This is a genomic window from Bacillus spizizenii TU-B-10 (assembly GCF_000227465.1).
Classification (GTDB): Bacteria; Bacillota; Bacilli; order Bacillales; family Bacillaceae; genus Bacillus; species Bacillus spizizenii.
Genome location: NC_016047.1, coordinates 906,095 through 923,554 on the forward strand (window position 1 = coordinate 906,095; position 17,460 = coordinate 923,554).

Below are 17,460 nucleotides of genomic sequence, written 5' to 3' on the forward strand. Positions count from 1 at the left end.
TTTTAAAAAACAAAATCCGTGTTCTACATCAGGTATTGTTCAATGTAAAGATGCACTAATAATGTTCAGTTTTGTATTAATCTTCAATATTTTTCCTGTTAATTCTTTCTACAATCTCCCTTAAATCATCAGGCTTATAAAACTCCACCGGCGAACTCCCCTTCTCAAACGAAATCGTCTCGGCTTCAATCAGCGCGACATAGCGCCCGTTCACTTTTGCGAGATGAATCGAATCGCCAAAATCCGCTAGCAATCCCTTAATCTCGGTTTCTCCGACTTTCATTTTCAGTTGGGCCTCTGGTGTGTGCTCGATGATTTGGGCGGAGGCTTCGATCACTTGATGGGTGTCGAGACGCTCTTGGATTTCCCGTTTTTCGCTCGCTTCCCAAATTTCGATGTCTTGTTCAAATTGCTTGAGCTCTTCGCTGTTGTCTTCAAATGTCTCGTAGACGTGCTCCTGCACCATGTTCATGACCTGGTTTTTCATGATTTCCGGCATTGATTCGCCGTACTCGACGAATTTTAGAAAGTCCTCGAAATAGCGGGCGTGCGAGGCCTGGTGGATTTTCAGCTCGCCTTCCTCGACCATTCCCTCTTCGGGCATGTACGGGTATTGGATGCTTTTCATGTTTTTTGTCGTGATCGCCATTTCGACTTTTTTAATGAGGGAAGACGCGTCTGAGATGCGGGCGACCTTCGGCTCAAAATCACATTTCATTATGAAGACAAATGACTCGTCGAAGTATTTTCTCGGCACGGCTGAAGCGACGAGGAACACGCCGCCGCGGACTGCGCTCGTGTCGAGGTACGTGCGGACGAACTGCTCGCTCAGCTCGTTAAAGTCTTCTTTTGTTTCCGCCAGTCGCGCCTGGTTGAACATGTTGTAATTCGGGTTGGAATCGAGCTCGTGGCCTGGCTCGACGATAAAATGGCCGATTTTCGTCGGCACCTGTTCGGACTGCGGATGGCGGTCGGCTTTCCGTTTGACGATTTTTTTCAGCTCCCCGTCGAGAAAGTCCTTCAGCTCGCTTTCTTCAAATTCACCCGTATCAAGGGTTTGGAAGTGCTTGAACTGCTTGTTCGCCTGCTCATCCTTGCCTTCCACCTGTATGACATAAAAGGATAAAAATCGAATTTCAAAATCCATATATGAACTCACCTTATTCGCGTATTGTACAGCTTCTCAAGTATAGAAAAAACAGCGATCATGCGTCAATTGGGAGAATGGAATAATCATGGCCATGAAAGGGAAATGTAGTCAGATAGATTGCATTTCATACGGAAAGGAATGGTTCGATGAAGGAAACAAGCCCGATTCCTCAGCCTAAGACCTATGGTCCGCTCGGCAATCTGCCTTTAATTGATAAAGACAAACCGACACTGTCGCTGATCAAATTGGCAGAAGAGCAGGGCCCGATTTTTCAAATCCATACACCTGCGGGCACGACGATTGTAGTGTCCGGACACGAACTGGTGAAAGAAGTTTGTGATGAAGAGCGATTCGACAAAAGCATTGAAGGCGCCTTGGAGAAGGTTCGCGCGTTTTCCGGTGATGGATTGTTTACAAGCTGGACGCATGAGCCTAATTGGAGAAAAGCACACAACATTCTGATGCCGACGTTCAGCCAGCGGGCCATGAAGGACTACCATGAGAAAATGGTCGATATCGCCGTTCAGCTCATTCAAAAATGGGCCAGGCTTAACCCGAATGAAGCAGTCGATGTCCCAGGGGATATGACCCGGCTGACGCTCGACACAATTGGGCTGTGCGGGTTTGACTATCGCTTTAACAGCTACTACAGAGAAACGCCCCACCCGTTTATCAACAGCATGGTGCGGGCGCTGGATGAAGCGATGCACCAGATGCAGCGTCTTGATTTTCAAGATAAGCTTATGGTCAGAACAAAGCGCCAATTTCATCATGATATTCAAACAATGTTTTCATTAGTCGACAGCATTATTGCGGAACGGAGATCGAATGGAGATCAGGATGAAAAAGATTTGCTTGCCCGCATGCTGAATGTGGAAGATCCGGAAACAGGTGAAAAGCTCGACGATGAAAATATCCGCTTTCAAATCATTACGTTTTTGATTGCCGGGCATGAAACAACGAGCGGACTGCTTTCCTTTGCGATCTACTTTTTATTGAAGCATCCTGACAAACTGGAGAAAGCGTATGAAGAGGTCGACCGGGTGCTGACGGGTGCAGCGCCGACCTATAAACAAGTGCTCGAGCTGAAATACATACGGATGATTTTAAATGAATCACTGCGCTTATGGCCGACGGCTCCGGCTTTCAGCCTTTATCCAAAAGAAGACACAGTCATTAGCGGAAAGTATCCGATTACAACCAAAGATAGAATTTCTGTGCTGATTCCGCAGCTTCATCGTGATCAAGACGCTTGGGGAGAGGACGCTGAAGAATTCCGTCCAGAACGGTTTGAACATCAGGACCAAGTGCCTCATCATGCGTACAAACCGTTCGGAAATGGACAGCGGGCCTGTATCGGCATGCAGTTTGCCCTTCATGAAGCTACACTTGTGCTGGGCATGGTTTTAAAATATTTCACGTTAATTGATCATGAGAATTATGAGCTTGATATCAAACAAACCTTAACACTCAAGCCGGGCGATTTTCGTATCAGGGTTCAAACACGGCATCAGGAAGCCATTCATGCGGACGTTCCGGCAGCTGAAAAAGCGGCGCCTGATGAGCAAAAAGAGAAAACGGAAACAAAGGGCGCATCGGTTATCGGTCTTAACAACCGCCCGCTTCTCGTGCTGTACGGATCTGATACCGGCACCGCAGAAGGCGTAGCCCGCGAGCTTGCCGATACAGCCAGTCTTCATGGCGTAAGGACTGAAGTGGCACCTCTGAACGACCGGATTGGAAAGCTGCCGAAAGAGGGAGCGGTTGTCATTGTGACCTCGTCTTATAACGGAAAACCGCCAAGCAATGCCGGACAGTTCGTGCAGTGGCTTCAAGAAATCAAACCGGGTGAGCTTGAAGGCGTCCATTACGCGGTATTTGGCTGCGGTGACCACAACTGGGCGAGCACGTACCAGTACGTGCCGAGATTCATTGATGAGCAGCTTGCGGAGAAAGGCGCGACTCGGTTTTCTGCGCGCGGAGAGGGGGATGTTAGCGGTGATTTTGAAGGGCAGCTTGACGAGTGGAAAAAAAGCATGTGGACAGACGCCATCAAAGCATTCGGACTTGAGCTTAATGAAAACGCCGATAAGGAACGAAGCACACTAAGCCTTCAGTTTGTCAGAGGGCTGGGCGAGTCTCCGCTGGCTAGATCGTACGAAGCCTCTCACGCATCCATTTCCGAAAATCGTGAACTCCAGTCCGCAGACAGTGATCGCAGCACCCGCCATATCGAAATCACATTGCCGCCGGATGTTGAATATCGGGAGGGCGATCACCTTGGCGTATTGCCGAGGAACAGCCAAACCAATGTCAGCCGGATTCTTCACAGATTCGGCCTGAAGGGAACCGACCAAGTGACATTGTCGGCAAGCGGGCGCAGTGCGGGGCATCTGCCATTAGGGCGTCCTGTCAGCCTGCATGATCTTCTCAGCTACAGCGTCGAGGTGCAAGAAGCCGCCTCAAGGGCGCAAATACGGGAGCTGGCGGCATTTACAGTCTGTCCGCCACATAAGCGCGAATTAGAAGATCTGGCGACAGAGGGTATCTATCAGGAACAAATATTGAAAAAACGGATTTCTATGCTGGATCTGCTTGAACAATATGAAGCGTGTGATATGCCGTTTGAACGATTTCTAGAGCTTTTACGGCCGTTAAAACCGAGATATTATTCGATTTCAAGCTCTCCAAGGGTAAATCCTGAGCAAGCATCAATTACAGTTGGTGTCGTGCACGGCCCTGCGTGGAGCGGCCGCGGCGAATACAGGGGCGTATCTTCAAATTACTTAGCTGAGCGTCAAGCGGGTGATGATGTTGTGATGTTTGTCCGCACACCGGAATCCCGGTTTCAGCTTCCGGAAGACCCTGAAACCCCAATCATTATGGTCGGGCCGGGCACAGGAGTAGCGCCATTCCGCGGTTTCCTCCAAGCACGCGCAGCTTTAAAGCGGGAGGGAAAAGCGCTCGGCGAAGCTCATCTCTATTTTGGATGCAGGAACGATCATGATTTTATTTACCGTGACGAGCTTGAGCAGTTTGAAAAAGATGGAATCGTCACTGTCCACACAGCCTTTTCCCGAAAAGAAGGCATGCCGAAAACGTATGTCCAGCATCTCATGGCTGACCATGCAGAAACATTGATTTCGATTCTTGATCGCGGAGGCAGGCTCTATGTATGCGGTGATGGCAGCAAAATGGCCCCAGATGTGGAGGCCGGACTGCAAAAAGCGTATCAGTCTGTTCATGGCACCGGTGAACAAGAAGCACAAAACTGGCTGAAACATCTGCAGGATACCGGTATATATGCAAAAGATGTTTGGTCGGGGATTTAAAGACTGGAGATATCCAGTCTTTTTTTTGCTCTTTCGAAAAAATTGTGATTACGCTAAACATGAGTGCATACAATAGCCACAGTCCGCCAGAGGGCGGGCTTTCTGCAAAACCTATTTTTCGTTTTTGCTAGTTTATGTTATTCTTATACTCGGTATCTATTTCTTTTTTCAAAGGCACACATGACAAAAGAAACCCTTTTTTATTTCCGAGAAAAAATGTGAAACGAAATGAAGGCTTCTTTCGTCCAGTGTTTGGTCGAAATGGTTGCAATAAAATTGGTATGGTGCGAAGCATAAATATTCCGGCTTACCGCGGTGTATTTATTTGTTGTGTGATGCCTTGATTTTGTTTGGAAAGAAGGAATTGGAAGGCAGGATAAAGAGCAGGTAAATATGAATGAAGACTTAAAGTGTTTAAGAAAGTAGAGGTTGCCATGAAGAAACTTTTTTCTTACAAACTTAGCTTTTTTGTGCTGGCTGTTATACTGTTTTGGGCAAAAACGTATTTATCCTACAAGACTGAGTTTAATCTTGGGGTAAAAGGCACAACCCAGGAGATCCTCCTGGTATTTAACCCGTTCTCAAGCGCGGTCTTCTTTTTAGGACTGGCTTTGCTTGCGAAAGGGCGTAAATCAGCCATTATCATGCTGATTATCGATTTCGTAATGACATTTGTGTTATACGCAAATATTTTATTCTATCGTTTCTTTGACGATTTCTTGACATTCCCGAACATTAAACAGTCCGGAAATGTCGGAAACATGGGAGACGGGATTTTCAGTATCATGGCCGCTCATGATATTTTCTATTTCTTAGATATCATTATTTTGATTGCGGTATTGATCTGGAGACCTGAATTAAAACAATACAAAATGAAAAAACGCTTTGCATCTTTAGTGATCCTTTCCGGGGTCGCACTGTTTTTCATCAACCTGCACTATGCGGAAAAAGACCGTCCGCAGCTGCTGACAAGAACGTTTGACCGCAATTATATCGTGAAATATTTAGGTCTTTACAATTACACCATTTATGACGGTGTTCAGACGGCTCAAACGGAAACGCAAAGAGCCTACGCGAGCAGCGATGATTTAACAAGCGTCGAGAATTACACGACGTCTCACTATGCGAAACCGAATGCCGAGTACTTCGGCTCTGCCAAAGGCAAAAACATCATTAAGATTCACCTGGAAAGCTTCCAGTCATTCCTGATTGACTACAAGCTGAACGGTGAAGAGGTGACGCCGTTCTTGAATAAACTTGCACACGGCGGGGAAGATGTGACGTATTTTGATAACTTTTTCCATCAGACAGGCCAGGGAAAAACATCTGATGCCGAGCTGACAATGGATAACTCCATCTTCGGTCTTCCTGAAGGCTCCGCGTTTGTGACAAAAGGCGAAAACACATATCAGTCACTTCCTGCAATTTTGGATCAAAAGGAAGGCTACACAAGCGCCGTCCTGCATGGTGACTACAAATCGTTCTGGAACCGTGACCAGATTTACAAACATATTGGATATGATAAGTTCTTCGACGCAAGCAGTTATGATATGTCAGATGAAAACATCGTGAATATGGGACTCAAGGATAAGCCGTTCTTTACTGAATCGATTCCAAAACTTGAATCTCTTAAACAGCCGTTTTACGCCCATTTAATTACGTTGACAAACCATTATCCATTTAACCTGGATGAAGAAGATGCGTCCATTAAGAAAGCGACAACCGGTGATAAAACAGTTGATAATTACTTCCAGACAGCCCGTTATCTTGACGAGGCGCTTGAGCAATTCTTCAAGGAGCTGAAGGAAGCCGGTCTGTATGACGACTCAGTCATCGTGATTTACGGTGACCATAACGGTATTTCTGAAAATCATAACCGTGCGATGAAAGAAATTCTTGGAAAAGAGATCACAGATTATCAAAACGCGCAAAACCAGCGTGTGCCGCTGATGATCCGTGTTCCTGGCAAAAAAGGCGGAGTGAACCATACGTATGGCGGCGAAATTGATGTCATGCCGACACTTCTGCACTTACAAGGAATTGATTCGCAGAAATATATCAACTTTGGTACTGATTTATTCTCTAAAGACCACGACGATACAGTGGCGTTCAGAAACGGAGACTTCGTGACGCCGAAGTACACATCTGTCGACAATGTCATTTACGATACGAAGACTGGTGAAAAACTGAAAGCGAATGAAGAAACGAAGAATTTGAAAACAAGAGTGAACCAGCAGCTGAGTCTGTCAGACAGTGTCTTGTACAAAGACTTGCTGAGGTTCCACAAACTCAGCGATTTCACAGCCGTTGATCCGTCTGACTATCATTACGGCAAGGAAAAAGAAATTAAATAAAACGAGAAAGAGCCTTGAGCGGGCGCATTGCCTTCGCTCAAGGCTCTTTTTTTTGGTTACATAACCAACTTGAAAAAATAGATTCCATTTGGTCACCAAGGCCGCCTTTCTCTCATATCATTACAGTAGATTTTGAAACCGGTATTGAAGTGGACAAATTATCGGGGAAACGCCTTGATAGATTGTAAAGATGTCCAGGTTTCGAACTCAATATTCATAGAGATGAGGGGTAGAGATGAAAGCGGTCATTCTCTGCGGCGGAAAAGGAACGAGAATGAGTGAAGTCACGAATGACATTCCTAAACCGCTCGCCATGATAGGCGGCAAACCGATTCTATGGCATATTATGAAAATCTATCAGTACTACGGAGTAAACGAGTTTATTCTGCTTTTGGGCTATAAAGGAGAAAAAATCAAAGAATACTTTCTCGACTATGAATGGAAGCACAACAGCCTGACTCTCGACAGCTCTACGGGAGAGGTACAGATGCTGGGGCAGCCTGAAACGTGGAAAATTACGTTTTTGGAGACAGGGGAAGACACACTGACAGCCGGAAGAATCTTGCAGGCAAAAGACTATATCGGCGATGAAACGTTTCTGCTCACCTATGGGGACGGGCTGGCCAATATCAATCTTTTCCATCTCATCAGCTATCATCAGACAAAAGGGGCTGCCGCGACTGTCACCGGCATTGACAAAGTCTCGCAGTTCGGCACCTTGACGGTTGAGGACGGCATGGCGAAAACATTTTCTGAGAAGACATCAAGTGACGGAATCATCAACGGCGGATTCTTCGTTCTCAGTCCCAAGGTTTTCGATTATTTGCCGAAGGACGGGAACATGATGTTCGAAGATGAACCGCTGAAGAACCTTGCCAAAGACGGGGAGCTTGCCGTGTACCGCCATTATGGATTTTGGACGGCCATCGATACGTATAAAAATCTCTTAGAAGTCAACAAAATGTGGGATCAAGGACAACAAGTATGGAAGGTATGGTGAACTGATTTGAGTTTCTGGAAAAATAAAAACGTATTTGTTACGGGGTGTACAGGTCTTTTAGGAAGCTATTTGGTGAAAGAGCTGATCGAACAGGGCGCAAACGTTACGGGGCTTGTCAGGGATCATGTGCCTCAATCCAACCTTTATCAGGGAGAACATATCAAGAAAATGAACATCGTGCAGGGCTCTCTTGAAGACTTGCCTGTGATTGAACGCGCGCTTGGCGAGTATGAAATTGACACAGTCTTTCACCTCGCTGCACAAGCAATTGTCGGCGTGGCCAACCGCAACCCGATTTCTACCTTTGAAGCGAATATCCTCGGCACATGGAATATTCTCGAAGCCTGCCGGAAGCATCCGTTAATAAAGCGGGTGATTGTCGCTTCAAGTGATAAAGCTTACGGCGATCAAGAAAACCTTCCGTACGATGAAAATATGCCGCTGCAAGGCAAGCATCCGTACGACGTCTCAAAAAGCTGCGCAGATCTGATCAGCCACACGTATTTTCATACGTACGGGCTTCCGGTCTGCATCACGCGTTGCGGGAACCTGTACGGCGGCGGGGATTTGAACTTCAACCGCATCATTCCGCAGACGATTCAGCTTGTGCTGAACGGGGAAGCGCCGGAAATCCGCAGCGACGGGACCTTTGTCCGCGACTACTTCTATATTGAAGATGCTGTTCAGGCTTATTTGCTTCTGGCAGAAAAAATGGAAGAAAACAATCTTGCCGGAGAGGCCTTTAACTTCAGCAATGAGATCCAGCTGACTGTACTTGAACTGGTAGAAAAAATTTTGAAGAAGATGAACAGTGATCTGAAGCCGAAAGTGCTGAACCAAGGAAGCAATGAAATCAAACATCAATATTTATCCGCGGAAAAAGCAAGAAAGCTGCTGAATTGGACACCGGCCTACACCATTGATGAAGGACTTGAAAAAACGATTGAGTGGTATACGGAATTCTTCAAAAAGTAATGTGAAACGAGGTGAACATGACTGTGACCAGCGCGTATTGCACCGTTTTATCAAAAGGGAGATTATATCAGGCAGTCGCCTTATTTAAGTCTTTAGAGCAAGTTGACCAAGACAGTCCCATTTTTACGCTATGCATGGATGAAGATACGCACCGCGTCTTACAGAAACTGAAGATGAAGCAGCTGAATCTTGTGCCGGTGGCCGCGCTCGAAAATGAAATGCTTCTGAAGCTGAAGGAAACTAGAGATCAAAGCGAGTACTGCTGGACGATGAAGCCGATCTTTCTGCAAGCTGTGCTAAACAGCAATCCCGAGCTGGAGCGTATAACGTATATTGACGGGGATCTCTTTTTCTACGCTGATCCGTCGCCGATTTTTGAAAACCAGTCGGACTGTTCGGTGCTGCTTTCACGGGGGGATATCGTAATCCCTTCTTTTGAGAAAGAGCAGATTGACATGCTGCAGCGTCTTTTAGGCAAATATAACTCAGGCTTTATCAGCTTCAAGCATGATGATGCCGGCACGGACTGCCTGGAGTGGTGGAAGGAACGCTGTCTTGAGGAATGCAAAAATGCCCCGGGTGAAGGGAAATTCGGTGATCAGGGCTATTTGGATTATATGTCTGAGCTGTTTCCGAATGTGTGTGACATTACGACACCCGGTGTGAACATCGGCCACTGGAACTACGGACAGCATACGTTTTCCTGGGAGGATGGCCGGATTGTGCTGGAGGATGGCAGCCCGCTGATCTTTTACCATTTCAGCGGATACCGAATCGTCAGCATCAATCAAATCAAACAGATTCATGAAACAACCCGCACCGATCTGCCGTTTATGCATGAACTGTACCAAGAGACGCTGCCGCATATCATTCAGCACATCAAAACGTTAGACTCTGAATTTAACGGTTTTGCTTCAAAAGATGACAACAAATAAATGATTAAATACAGGAAGTGAAAATGAAGTGAAAGCAAGCGTTATTATTCCTGCATATAATTCAAAGGAGCGCCTGTATAACAGTCTTCTGTCATTAAACCAGCAGGAGTGCGATGAAGAATTTGAAGTCATTGTAGCAGACAATGGCTCTGAAGACGGGACGCTCTCAATGCTTGAGACATTTCAAGCAGACTTTCCGCTGATCTTTACACGGATTAAGGAAAACAGGGGCATTGCGTACGGACGAAATCAGGCAGTTCGCAATGCCAGAGGAGATATCTTGATTTTCCATGATAGCGATATGCTTGCGGCAAAGGACCTTGTGGCAAAGCATATTAAAGCCCATGAGAACGAAGAGAATCTCGTCGTGTGCGGTTTGTTTTGGAAACGGATCTACAGTTTTTATTATGAACGCTTTGAAGATGAACATAAGGAACAGCTCGCAAAGCTCGTAGACGAAATGCCGGAAAAAGACAAACAAAAGCTGCTGCAGGAAGCGGACATCAAAAACGGAAGCTTTCTGGATAAAAGCTTTGACCTCGATACCGATTTTATTGACGTGCTCAAGCGGATTTTAGAGGAGTACGGCGATGACCTGAAAGGCTATCATATGCCATGGCGCTTTTTTATCACGAATAACTCTTCTGTTAAACGCAAGCATGTGGTTGACCTCGGTTTATTTGATGAAGGCATTGTGCGGTACGGGTTTGAGGATTATGACCTCGGGATCAGACTTCATCAGGCCGGACTGACGTTCAGGCTGCATCGCGACATTGTCAGTGTTCATCAGGAGCACCCGAGCAATTGTAAGTCTGTAGACGATATTCGGGCAAACATTGCCTATATGTGCGATAAATACAACAATATTCGCTCCTTAGACGTTCATCTCGCTTTTAACGGGCCGTTCCCTCCTGACATGACGAACGGCATCATGGCTGATATTCATAAGCTTTTGGAATCTCAGAAATACGACTTGCTGCTGAATGTGTTTCTTGAGCTGCTCCATGTTGTTAAAGAGCGCAACATTGACCCGGATTGGCGAAAGAAAGCCCCAAGAGTGACGGCGAAAAGCTTTGATTTGCAAACTGTCCGTAAGCTTCTGCCAAAAGCGAAGAAAAAGCTTGGCGTGAACGATTTTGCCAACGCACTGTATGCGCTTGTCAACGATTTGCTGCACGTGGATCTTAGATAATTGGATGTGGTATAGTGAGTACATTTCATTTTTCAACGATAGTGTCAAGGACGCATATCTTTAAGCTGATGCCCATGATTCATTCTCTCCATGAGCATTGCGATGATTTTCATTTGTATGTGCTGTGTGTCGATCAGAAAGCGTATGAATTGCTTCAGCACGTACCATGGGAGCATGTGACCTTTGTACAGCTGCATGAAATGGAAGACCCGGAGCTGCTGCAAGCGAAAAGCAATCGAACGTTTCATGAATATTGCTGGACATTGAAGCCGGCCTTTCTGTTCCATGTCATGAGCAAGTGGGATGACGCAGAATACTTTGCTCATATGGATACCGATCTGTTTTTCTTTTCTGATCCGGCACGTATTTTTACGGAAAACCCAACGGCTTCTCTGTATTTGACCGATCACCGCAACTCGCCGCGGTTCATAACCTACTATGAGCGTACCGGCCGCTTTAACACAGGCTTTGTCGGTGCCGGGAATACGAAGGAAGCATATGAAGCGGTGTGGCAGTGGAGACAGGAGTGCATTGCATTTTGCACGGTAGAAATGGATACGGAACGAAAGACGTACGGCGATCAAAGATATGTGGAGAAATGGCCAGCGCAGTATAAGGGTGTGCATGTTGTCAAATCAATCGGAGCCAATACAGCGCTTTGGAATATCGAAAACTATAAAGTCGGGCATAAGGACGGCCGCGTGTATGTAGATGAAACGCCGCTGATATTCTATCATTTCTCCGGGTTTACACTCGTTACGGAAAAAGAGTTTAATCTTTGCTGGTATTACCGAATTGAAGATGAAGCGACAGTTGAAATGATTTATATGCCGTATGTTTTAAACCTGAAAAAATGGATTGACGAAATTCAGTCAGCGTTTCCGGACTTTGCGGACGGCTTTATCCCGAAGCACGCAGTGCCTGACACTCATTTTATACAGCTGGATTAAGAAACCCCTGCCGGATGGCAGGGGTTTTTCAGCTATGCCATTCTCTCAGCTTCTGATCGCTCGGCAATAGGAAGGCTAGGATGCCGAGGACAGGGAGAAAGGCAATGGCAATCATCGTCGGGGTCAGTCCTGCGGCGTCAATCAGAGCGCCCAGCGCCACAGCGCCGATCGCGCCCATCCCGAAGGCGAGCCCGACGGTCAAACCTGACATTGTGCCGATTTTTCCAGGGACAAGCTCCTGTGCGTAGACAACCGTTACGGAAAAGCTCGACATCAGAACCAAACCGATCAATGCAAGCACGCCATAGGCGAGCACCGGGCCGGCAAATGGAAGCACAATCGCCAGCGGCGCCGAGCAGAGCAGCGAACCGAGGATCACGAAGCGTTTTCCAAAACGGTCTGCAAGCGGGCCGCCGAGAAACGTGCCGACAGCGCCGAACAGCAAAAAGACAAAAATATAGCTTTGTGCCTGCTGAATGCTTACGTGATATGTATCCATCGCGTAAAACGTGTAAAAGTTGCCGATCGCACTCGTATACCAAGAACGTGCAAAAATGAGAAATATAATAATGATAAGAGCAGATACAACAGACTTGGTGATGGCCGTGTTTTCAGCTGTTTTCTTTTGTTTGCCTGACCTCTGGGCAAGGCTTCCGATACGTGCGGCATACCATCTCGCAATATACAGCAGAAACATAACCGCGAGCGCGGCGACAAGCGTGAACCAAACGGCGCCGAATTGTCCGAGCGGCACAAGAATCAGCGCGGTAATCAGAGGCGCCATCGCCTGGCCTGAGTTTCCGCCCACCTGATAGATCGACTGGGCGAGCCCGCGTTTTGTGCCGGCGGCCATATACGCCACACGGGAGCCTTCCGGATGGAAAATGGCGGAGCCTAATCCGATAAAAAACACACAGCATAAGATCGTTATGAATGAAGGGGCAAATGCAAGGCCCAAAATGCCGAGCATGCTGGCGGTCAAACCGATTGGCAACGCGTACGGCCGCGGCCGTTTATCGGTATACCAGCCGACGACAGGCTGCATCACAGATGACACCATGTTTAATGTGAAAGCGATGATGCCGAGCTGTGTAAACGTCAGGCTCATGGAGCGTTCCAAAATAGGGAACATGGCCGGAATCACGGCTTGCAGCGAATCGTTGAGCATATGGCAGATTCCGATGATAATCAAAATCGGATACACCGTGGTGCCGGGTTTTTGAACTGTTTTTTCTTTTAGCGGGGCGGCGATAGCCAAATGAGTCTCCTCCTTACATATATAGCCAAAGCATACCACCATATTATTCATAAGGTGAAGAATTTATCAAGAGGAAAAAAGACTCTTCTAAAAGAAACGCCGCCAGCATGATTAGCAGCTGACGGTATGTTCGATATTCAAAATGTGATACAGCTTTTCAAGCTTGTGAATCTCATAAGTTGGCATGATCTCTGACTCATTTATCTTCATGTCAGGGTTAACCCAGCAAGTATCAAGCCCGGCGAGCTGTCCGCCTTTGATATCAGCAGTGAGTGAATCGCCGATGATTAATGTGTGCTCTGCCGAAAATTGGGGAATCCGTTCAAATACGTAATCGAAGTATTCCTTCATCGGTTTTTGAAAGCCTGTATCTTCAGAAACGAAAATATCCTTGAAGAACGGAAATAATCCTGAATCACGGAGGCGCTTGTACTGTGTCTTAGACACGCCGTTTGACACGATATACAAATCAAACTGATGCTGTAGACTTGAGATGAGATCGAAGGCGCCGTCAATAAGCTGATGCCCTTCTTCAAGAAAGCTGCGGTATTTTTGTTCAAGCAAGGCACCATCCGCCTCATAACCATATTCCTTGAACAAAGCAGAAAAACGGGTGTTCAGGACTTCATCCCGTGTCATTTTTCCTTCTTCAAAGGCTCTCCACAAACTTTGATTGTTTTATACTGCGTCTTCATTTCAGCTGTTAAAGGAATAGTCTGATCTTCAAACAGCAAACGCAGCGCTAATGCTTCTGCCGCTTTAAAATCAAGGATGGTATCATCTACATCAAATAATAAAGTGCGGTATTGTTTCATCGGTTTGTCTCCCTTTCTCATATGTACTCAAAAGTATAGCACATAAAAAAAGGAAAAAGCCGGCGGGTGAGGCACCGCCGGCTGAAAAGAGATTATTTGTTTAATAAGCTGTGTTTTCTTGCATACAGGAAATAAACCAGCGTTCCGACAGCGATCCAGATGACAAATGAAAGCCATGTGACGCCGGGAAGGCTGTACATGAACCATAGGCAGATACCTGCACTGATAATCGGCACAACCGGAACAAACGGCACTCTGAAGGACGCTTTGATTTCCGGGTATTTCTTTCTTAACACAATGACAGCAATTGAAATGACCGTAAACGCCGCTAGCGTTCCCATGTTCACCAGGTGGGCCAGCGTTCCAAGGTTAATAAACCCGGCGATTCCCGCTGCAACGATACCAGTCAGCCATGTATTGCGGAACGGGGTTTTAAATGACGGATGAACCTTTGCGAACAATCCAGGCAGAAGGCCGTCTCTGCTCATGGCAAATGTCAAACGGACCTGAGCGTACAGCAAAGCGAGCATAACCGTCGTAATCCCGATAATCGCACCGACAGAAATAATTCCGGCAACAGCGTCCTGGCCGACGAATTTCAGCGCAAAGGACACCGGATCTCCGACATTCAATTTCGTATAAGGCATCATGCCTGTCAGCACAAGCGATACCGTGATGTACAGAACGGTACAAACGGCAAGAGCTGAAATAATGCCGACGGGCATGTTTTTTTGCGGATTTTTCACTTCCTCTGAAGCGTTAGACACCGCGTCAAACCCGAGGTACGCGAAGAACACAGTTGCCGCGCTGACAATGACGCCTTTCATCCCGAACGGCATAAAAGGAGACCAGTTATCCGGTTTGACATAGCCGAGGCCGACAATAATGAACAATAAAATGATCCCGATTTTCATCAGTACGATGACGTTGTTAAAACGTGTGCTTTCCTTGACGCCTCTGCTGACAATCGCAGTGATGATGAGAATGATCACTGCAGCCGGAAGATTAAACACGGCGCCCGGCGTGCTTCCTGGCGCTCCTGAGAGTGCAGCAGGAATATGAAGGTTGAAGCCGGCAAGCAGTGATTGAAAGTATGATGACCAGCCGGTGGCAACCGCTGATAATGCAATGACATATTCAAGCATGAGATCCCATCCGATTAAAAAGGCGAGCAGCTCTCCAAGTGTCACATAGGAGTATGAGTACACGCTTCCCGAAATCGGAATCGAAGACGAAAACTCAGCATAGCAGAAGGCAGCAAGCGCACAGGCGAGCCCGGCTAAAATAAACGATATGATAAGGGCGGGACCTGCACCGGTTGCAGCCACTGTTCCTGTAATGACAAAAATCCCTGTACCGATCACACAACCGATACCAAGCAAGGTTAAATCAAATGCGCTTAACGTGCGGGCAAGGCTTTTTGACTTGCTCTGCGCACTCAATGTTTCAAGCGGTTTTTTTCTGAATAATGAACTCATCAAAAGTTCCTCCTGGAAAATTCAAAATATTCTAATCATTATATACAGTTCTTGTTGTATTATATTGTCGAAATTTGGCGCAGTCAATCATATATTTTTCTGCTTTAAATGATAGAAGCAAAACAGCGTTGCCGTAAGATAGGATAGTAATTTATTACTAATAACATATTCAATTTTATGCAGGGCGAACCGATAGAAAAAATAGATTCGCCCAATTTTGACTTGCGGTTAAAAAGGAGATGCTGACCATGTTTCAATATGAAGAGTTGAATAAACAATTTATCGGCGGGAAATGGCAGGAGGGCAGCAGCCCAAATGTATTGGAAAACAAAAATCCTTATACTCAAAAAACATTCACAACCTTCCAAAAAGCGACTGTTGACGATGTAGATGAAGCGTACCGGGCAGCGGCGCTGGCGAAGAAAAAATGGGATGCGGTCAATCCGTTTGCAAAAAGAACCATTTTAGAAAAAGCCGTCACGTATATTGAAGAGAACGAAGAAGCCATCATTTATTTGATTATGGAGGAGCTTGGCGGGACAAGGCTCAAAGCGGCCTTTGAAATCGGGCTTGTCAAAAACATCATGAAAGAAGCGGCGACGTTCCCTGTCCGCATGGAAGGAAAAATTCTTCCGTCAACAATAGACGGCAAGGAAAACAGATTATATCGCGTGCCGGCAGGCGTTGTCGGTGTCATCAGTCCATTTAACTTCCCATTCTTTTTATCTATGAAATCAGTGGCGCCCGCGCTTGGCGCAGGCAATGGCGTTGTTTTAAAGCCGCATGAAGAAACGCCGATTTGCGGCGGTACGCTGATTGCGAAAATTTTTGAGAACGCGGGAATCCCAGAGGGGCTGCTGAATGTCGTTGTCACAGACATTGCAGAAATTGGAGACAGCTTTGTAGAACACCCGGTACCGCGGATCATCTCATTTACAGGTTCTACGAAAGTCGGCAGCTACATCGGCCAGCTTGCGATGAAGCATTTTAAAAAGCCGCTTCTTGAACTCGGCGGCAACAGTGCCTTTATCGTGCTTGAGGATGCGGATATCGAATATGCGGTCAATGCGGCAGTGTTCAGCAGATTTACCCATCAAGGGCAGATCTGTATGTCAGCCAACCGCGTACTTGTTCACTCATCAATTTATGATAAGTTCCTTGAAATGTATCAGGCAAAAGTGGAATCACTGAAAGTCGGCGACCCGATGGACCCTGATACGATTATTGGGCCATTAATCAACAGCAGACAGACGGACGGGTTGATGAAATCTGTTGAGAAAGCGATTGAAGAAGGTGCTGTTCCAGTCAAGCTTGGCGGATTTAACGGGACGATCGTGGAACCGACGATATTAAAAGATGTGAAACCGTTCATGAGCATTGCCAAGGAAGAGCTGTTCGGACCTGTCGTTTCCTTTATGAAGTTTGATTCAGAAGACGAAGCGGTGGATATCGCAAACGAAACGCCGTTTGGCTTGAGCGGTGCCGTACATACGTCAAATCTTGAACGCGGCGTGGCTTTTGCGAAGCGCATTGAAACAGGCATGATTCATGTCAATGACACGACAATCAATGATGAACCGAATGTGGCCTTTGGCGGTGAAAAGCAATCCGGTCTCGGCCGATTGAACGGCGAGTGGAGCCTTGAAGAATTTACGACACTGAAATGGATCTCGGTCCAGCACGAAAAACGCAGCTTCCCTTATTAATGAATAGGAGTGAATGGAATTGAGCATAAGAACGGAAAAAGAAACCGCAGATCTTCTGGACGCGTTTATCAAAGTAGCCCCTTATCTAAACAGCCTGGTCCAAGATGATATTACAATCGGCATTTACGATACGGAAAAACTGCTTGTGAATATACCGGCCAAAACCTTTTCTCTAAACGTAAAAGCCGGTGACCCGTTGCAGGAAGGGGATATTATCACAGATGCCATCCGCACCAATCAGAAGAAGACGAGCATGGTTCCGAAAGAATTGTTCGGCTTCCCATTGATTGCACGTGCCATCCCGCTCCACGACGA

General features: G+C 46.5%; 11 protein-coding genes and 1 pseudogene. 8 read left to right on the forward strand and 4 right to left on the reverse strand.

Annotated features, from left to right (window positions below):
* Window positions 1–76 precede the first annotated feature (76 nt).
* The gene (locus GYO_RS26345; protein WP_014112986.1) at window positions 77–1,147 is read right to left on the reverse strand and encodes a DUF3900 domain-containing protein; all 1,071 of its coding nucleotides are present in this window, start codon (window positions 1,145–1,147) and stop codon (window positions 77–79) included.
* 149 nt (window positions 1,148–1,296) lie between these two features.
* Between GYO_RS26345 and cypD the strand changes: the two genes are divergently transcribed.
* The 7 genes from cypD (at window position 1,297) to GYO_RS26380 (ending at window position 11,888) form a co-directional block, all read left to right on the forward strand.
* The gene (gene cypD, locus GYO_RS26350) at window positions 1,297–4,482 is read left to right on the forward strand and encodes a bifunctional P-450/NADPH--P450 reductase (protein WP_014112987.1); all 3,186 of its coding nucleotides are present in this window, start codon (window positions 1,297–1,299) and stop codon (window positions 4,480–4,482) included.
* Window positions 4,483–4,916: 434 nt separating this feature from the next.
* Complete coding sequence (ltaS1, locus tag GYO_RS26355; RefSeq protein ID WP_003222974.1) at window positions 4,917–6,836, forward strand: lipoteichoic acid synthase LtaS1; 1,920 nt, start codon at window positions 4,917–4,919, stop codon at window positions 6,834–6,836.
* Window positions 6,837–7,071: 235 nt separating this feature from the next.
* On the forward strand, window positions 7,072–7,836 hold the full coding sequence (locus tag GYO_RS26360) for a glucose-1-phosphate cytidylyltransferase (protein WP_014112990.1): 765 nt from the start codon (window positions 7,072–7,074) through the stop codon (window positions 7,834–7,836).
* A gap of 6 nt (window positions 7,837–7,842) precedes the next feature.
* Entirely contained in the window at window positions 7,843–8,811 is a 969-nt protein-coding gene (locus GYO_RS26365; RefSeq protein ID WP_014112991.1) for a GDP-mannose 4,6-dehydratase, read from the forward strand.
* 23 nt (window positions 8,812–8,834) lie between these two features.
* Window positions 8,835–9,746 carry a putative nucleotide-diphospho-sugar transferase gene (locus tag GYO_RS26370; protein WP_041520884.1) on the forward strand — a complete coding sequence of 304 codons (912 nt, stop codon included), beginning with the start codon at window positions 8,835–8,837 and terminating at the stop codon, window positions 9,744–9,746.
* 28 nt (window positions 9,747–9,774) lie between these two features.
* Window positions 9,775–10,938 carry a glycosyltransferase family 2 protein gene (locus tag GYO_RS26375; RefSeq protein WP_041520885.1) on the forward strand — a complete coding sequence of 388 codons (1,164 nt, stop codon included), beginning with the start codon at window positions 9,775–9,777 and terminating at the stop codon, window positions 10,936–10,938.
* 14 nt (window positions 10,939–10,952) lie between these two features.
* On the forward strand, window positions 10,953–11,888 hold the full coding sequence (locus GYO_RS26380) for a putative nucleotide-diphospho-sugar transferase (RefSeq protein ID WP_041520886.1): 936 nt from the start codon (window positions 10,953–10,955) through the stop codon (window positions 11,886–11,888).
* 28 nt (window positions 11,889–11,916) lie between these two features.
* Here the strand turns inward: GYO_RS26380 and GYO_RS26385 are convergent, their stop codons facing one another.
* The 3 genes and pseudogenes from GYO_RS26385 to bcaP all read right to left on the reverse strand — a co-directional run bounded on the left by GYO_RS26385 (window position 11,917) and on the right by bcaP (window position 15,439).
* Window positions 11,917–13,146, reverse strand: coding sequence for an MFS transporter (locus tag GYO_RS26385; RefSeq protein WP_014112994.1), 1,230 nt, complete (start codon window positions 13,144–13,146; stop codon window positions 11,917–11,919).
* A 111-nt stretch (window positions 13,147–13,257) separates the two neighbouring features.
* Window positions 13,258–13,961: pseudogene (locus GYO_RS26390) on the reverse strand (YjjG family noncanonical pyrimidine nucleotidase).
* Window positions 13,962–14,053: 92 nt separating this feature from the next.
* Window positions 14,054–15,439, reverse strand: coding sequence for a branched-chain amino acid transporter BcaP (gene bcaP, locus GYO_RS26395; protein WP_014112995.1), 1,386 nt, complete (start codon window positions 15,437–15,439; stop codon window positions 14,054–14,056).
* 248 nt (window positions 15,440–15,687) lie between these two features.
* Between bcaP and yfmT the strand changes: the two genes are divergently transcribed.
* Window positions 15,688–17,145 (forward strand): benzaldehyde dehydrogenase, encoded by a 1,458-nt coding sequence (gene yfmT / locus GYO_RS26400; protein ID WP_014112996.1) that lies wholly within the window; start codon window positions 15,688–15,690, stop codon window positions 17,143–17,145.
* Window positions 17,146–17,460: the final 315 nt, after the last annotated feature.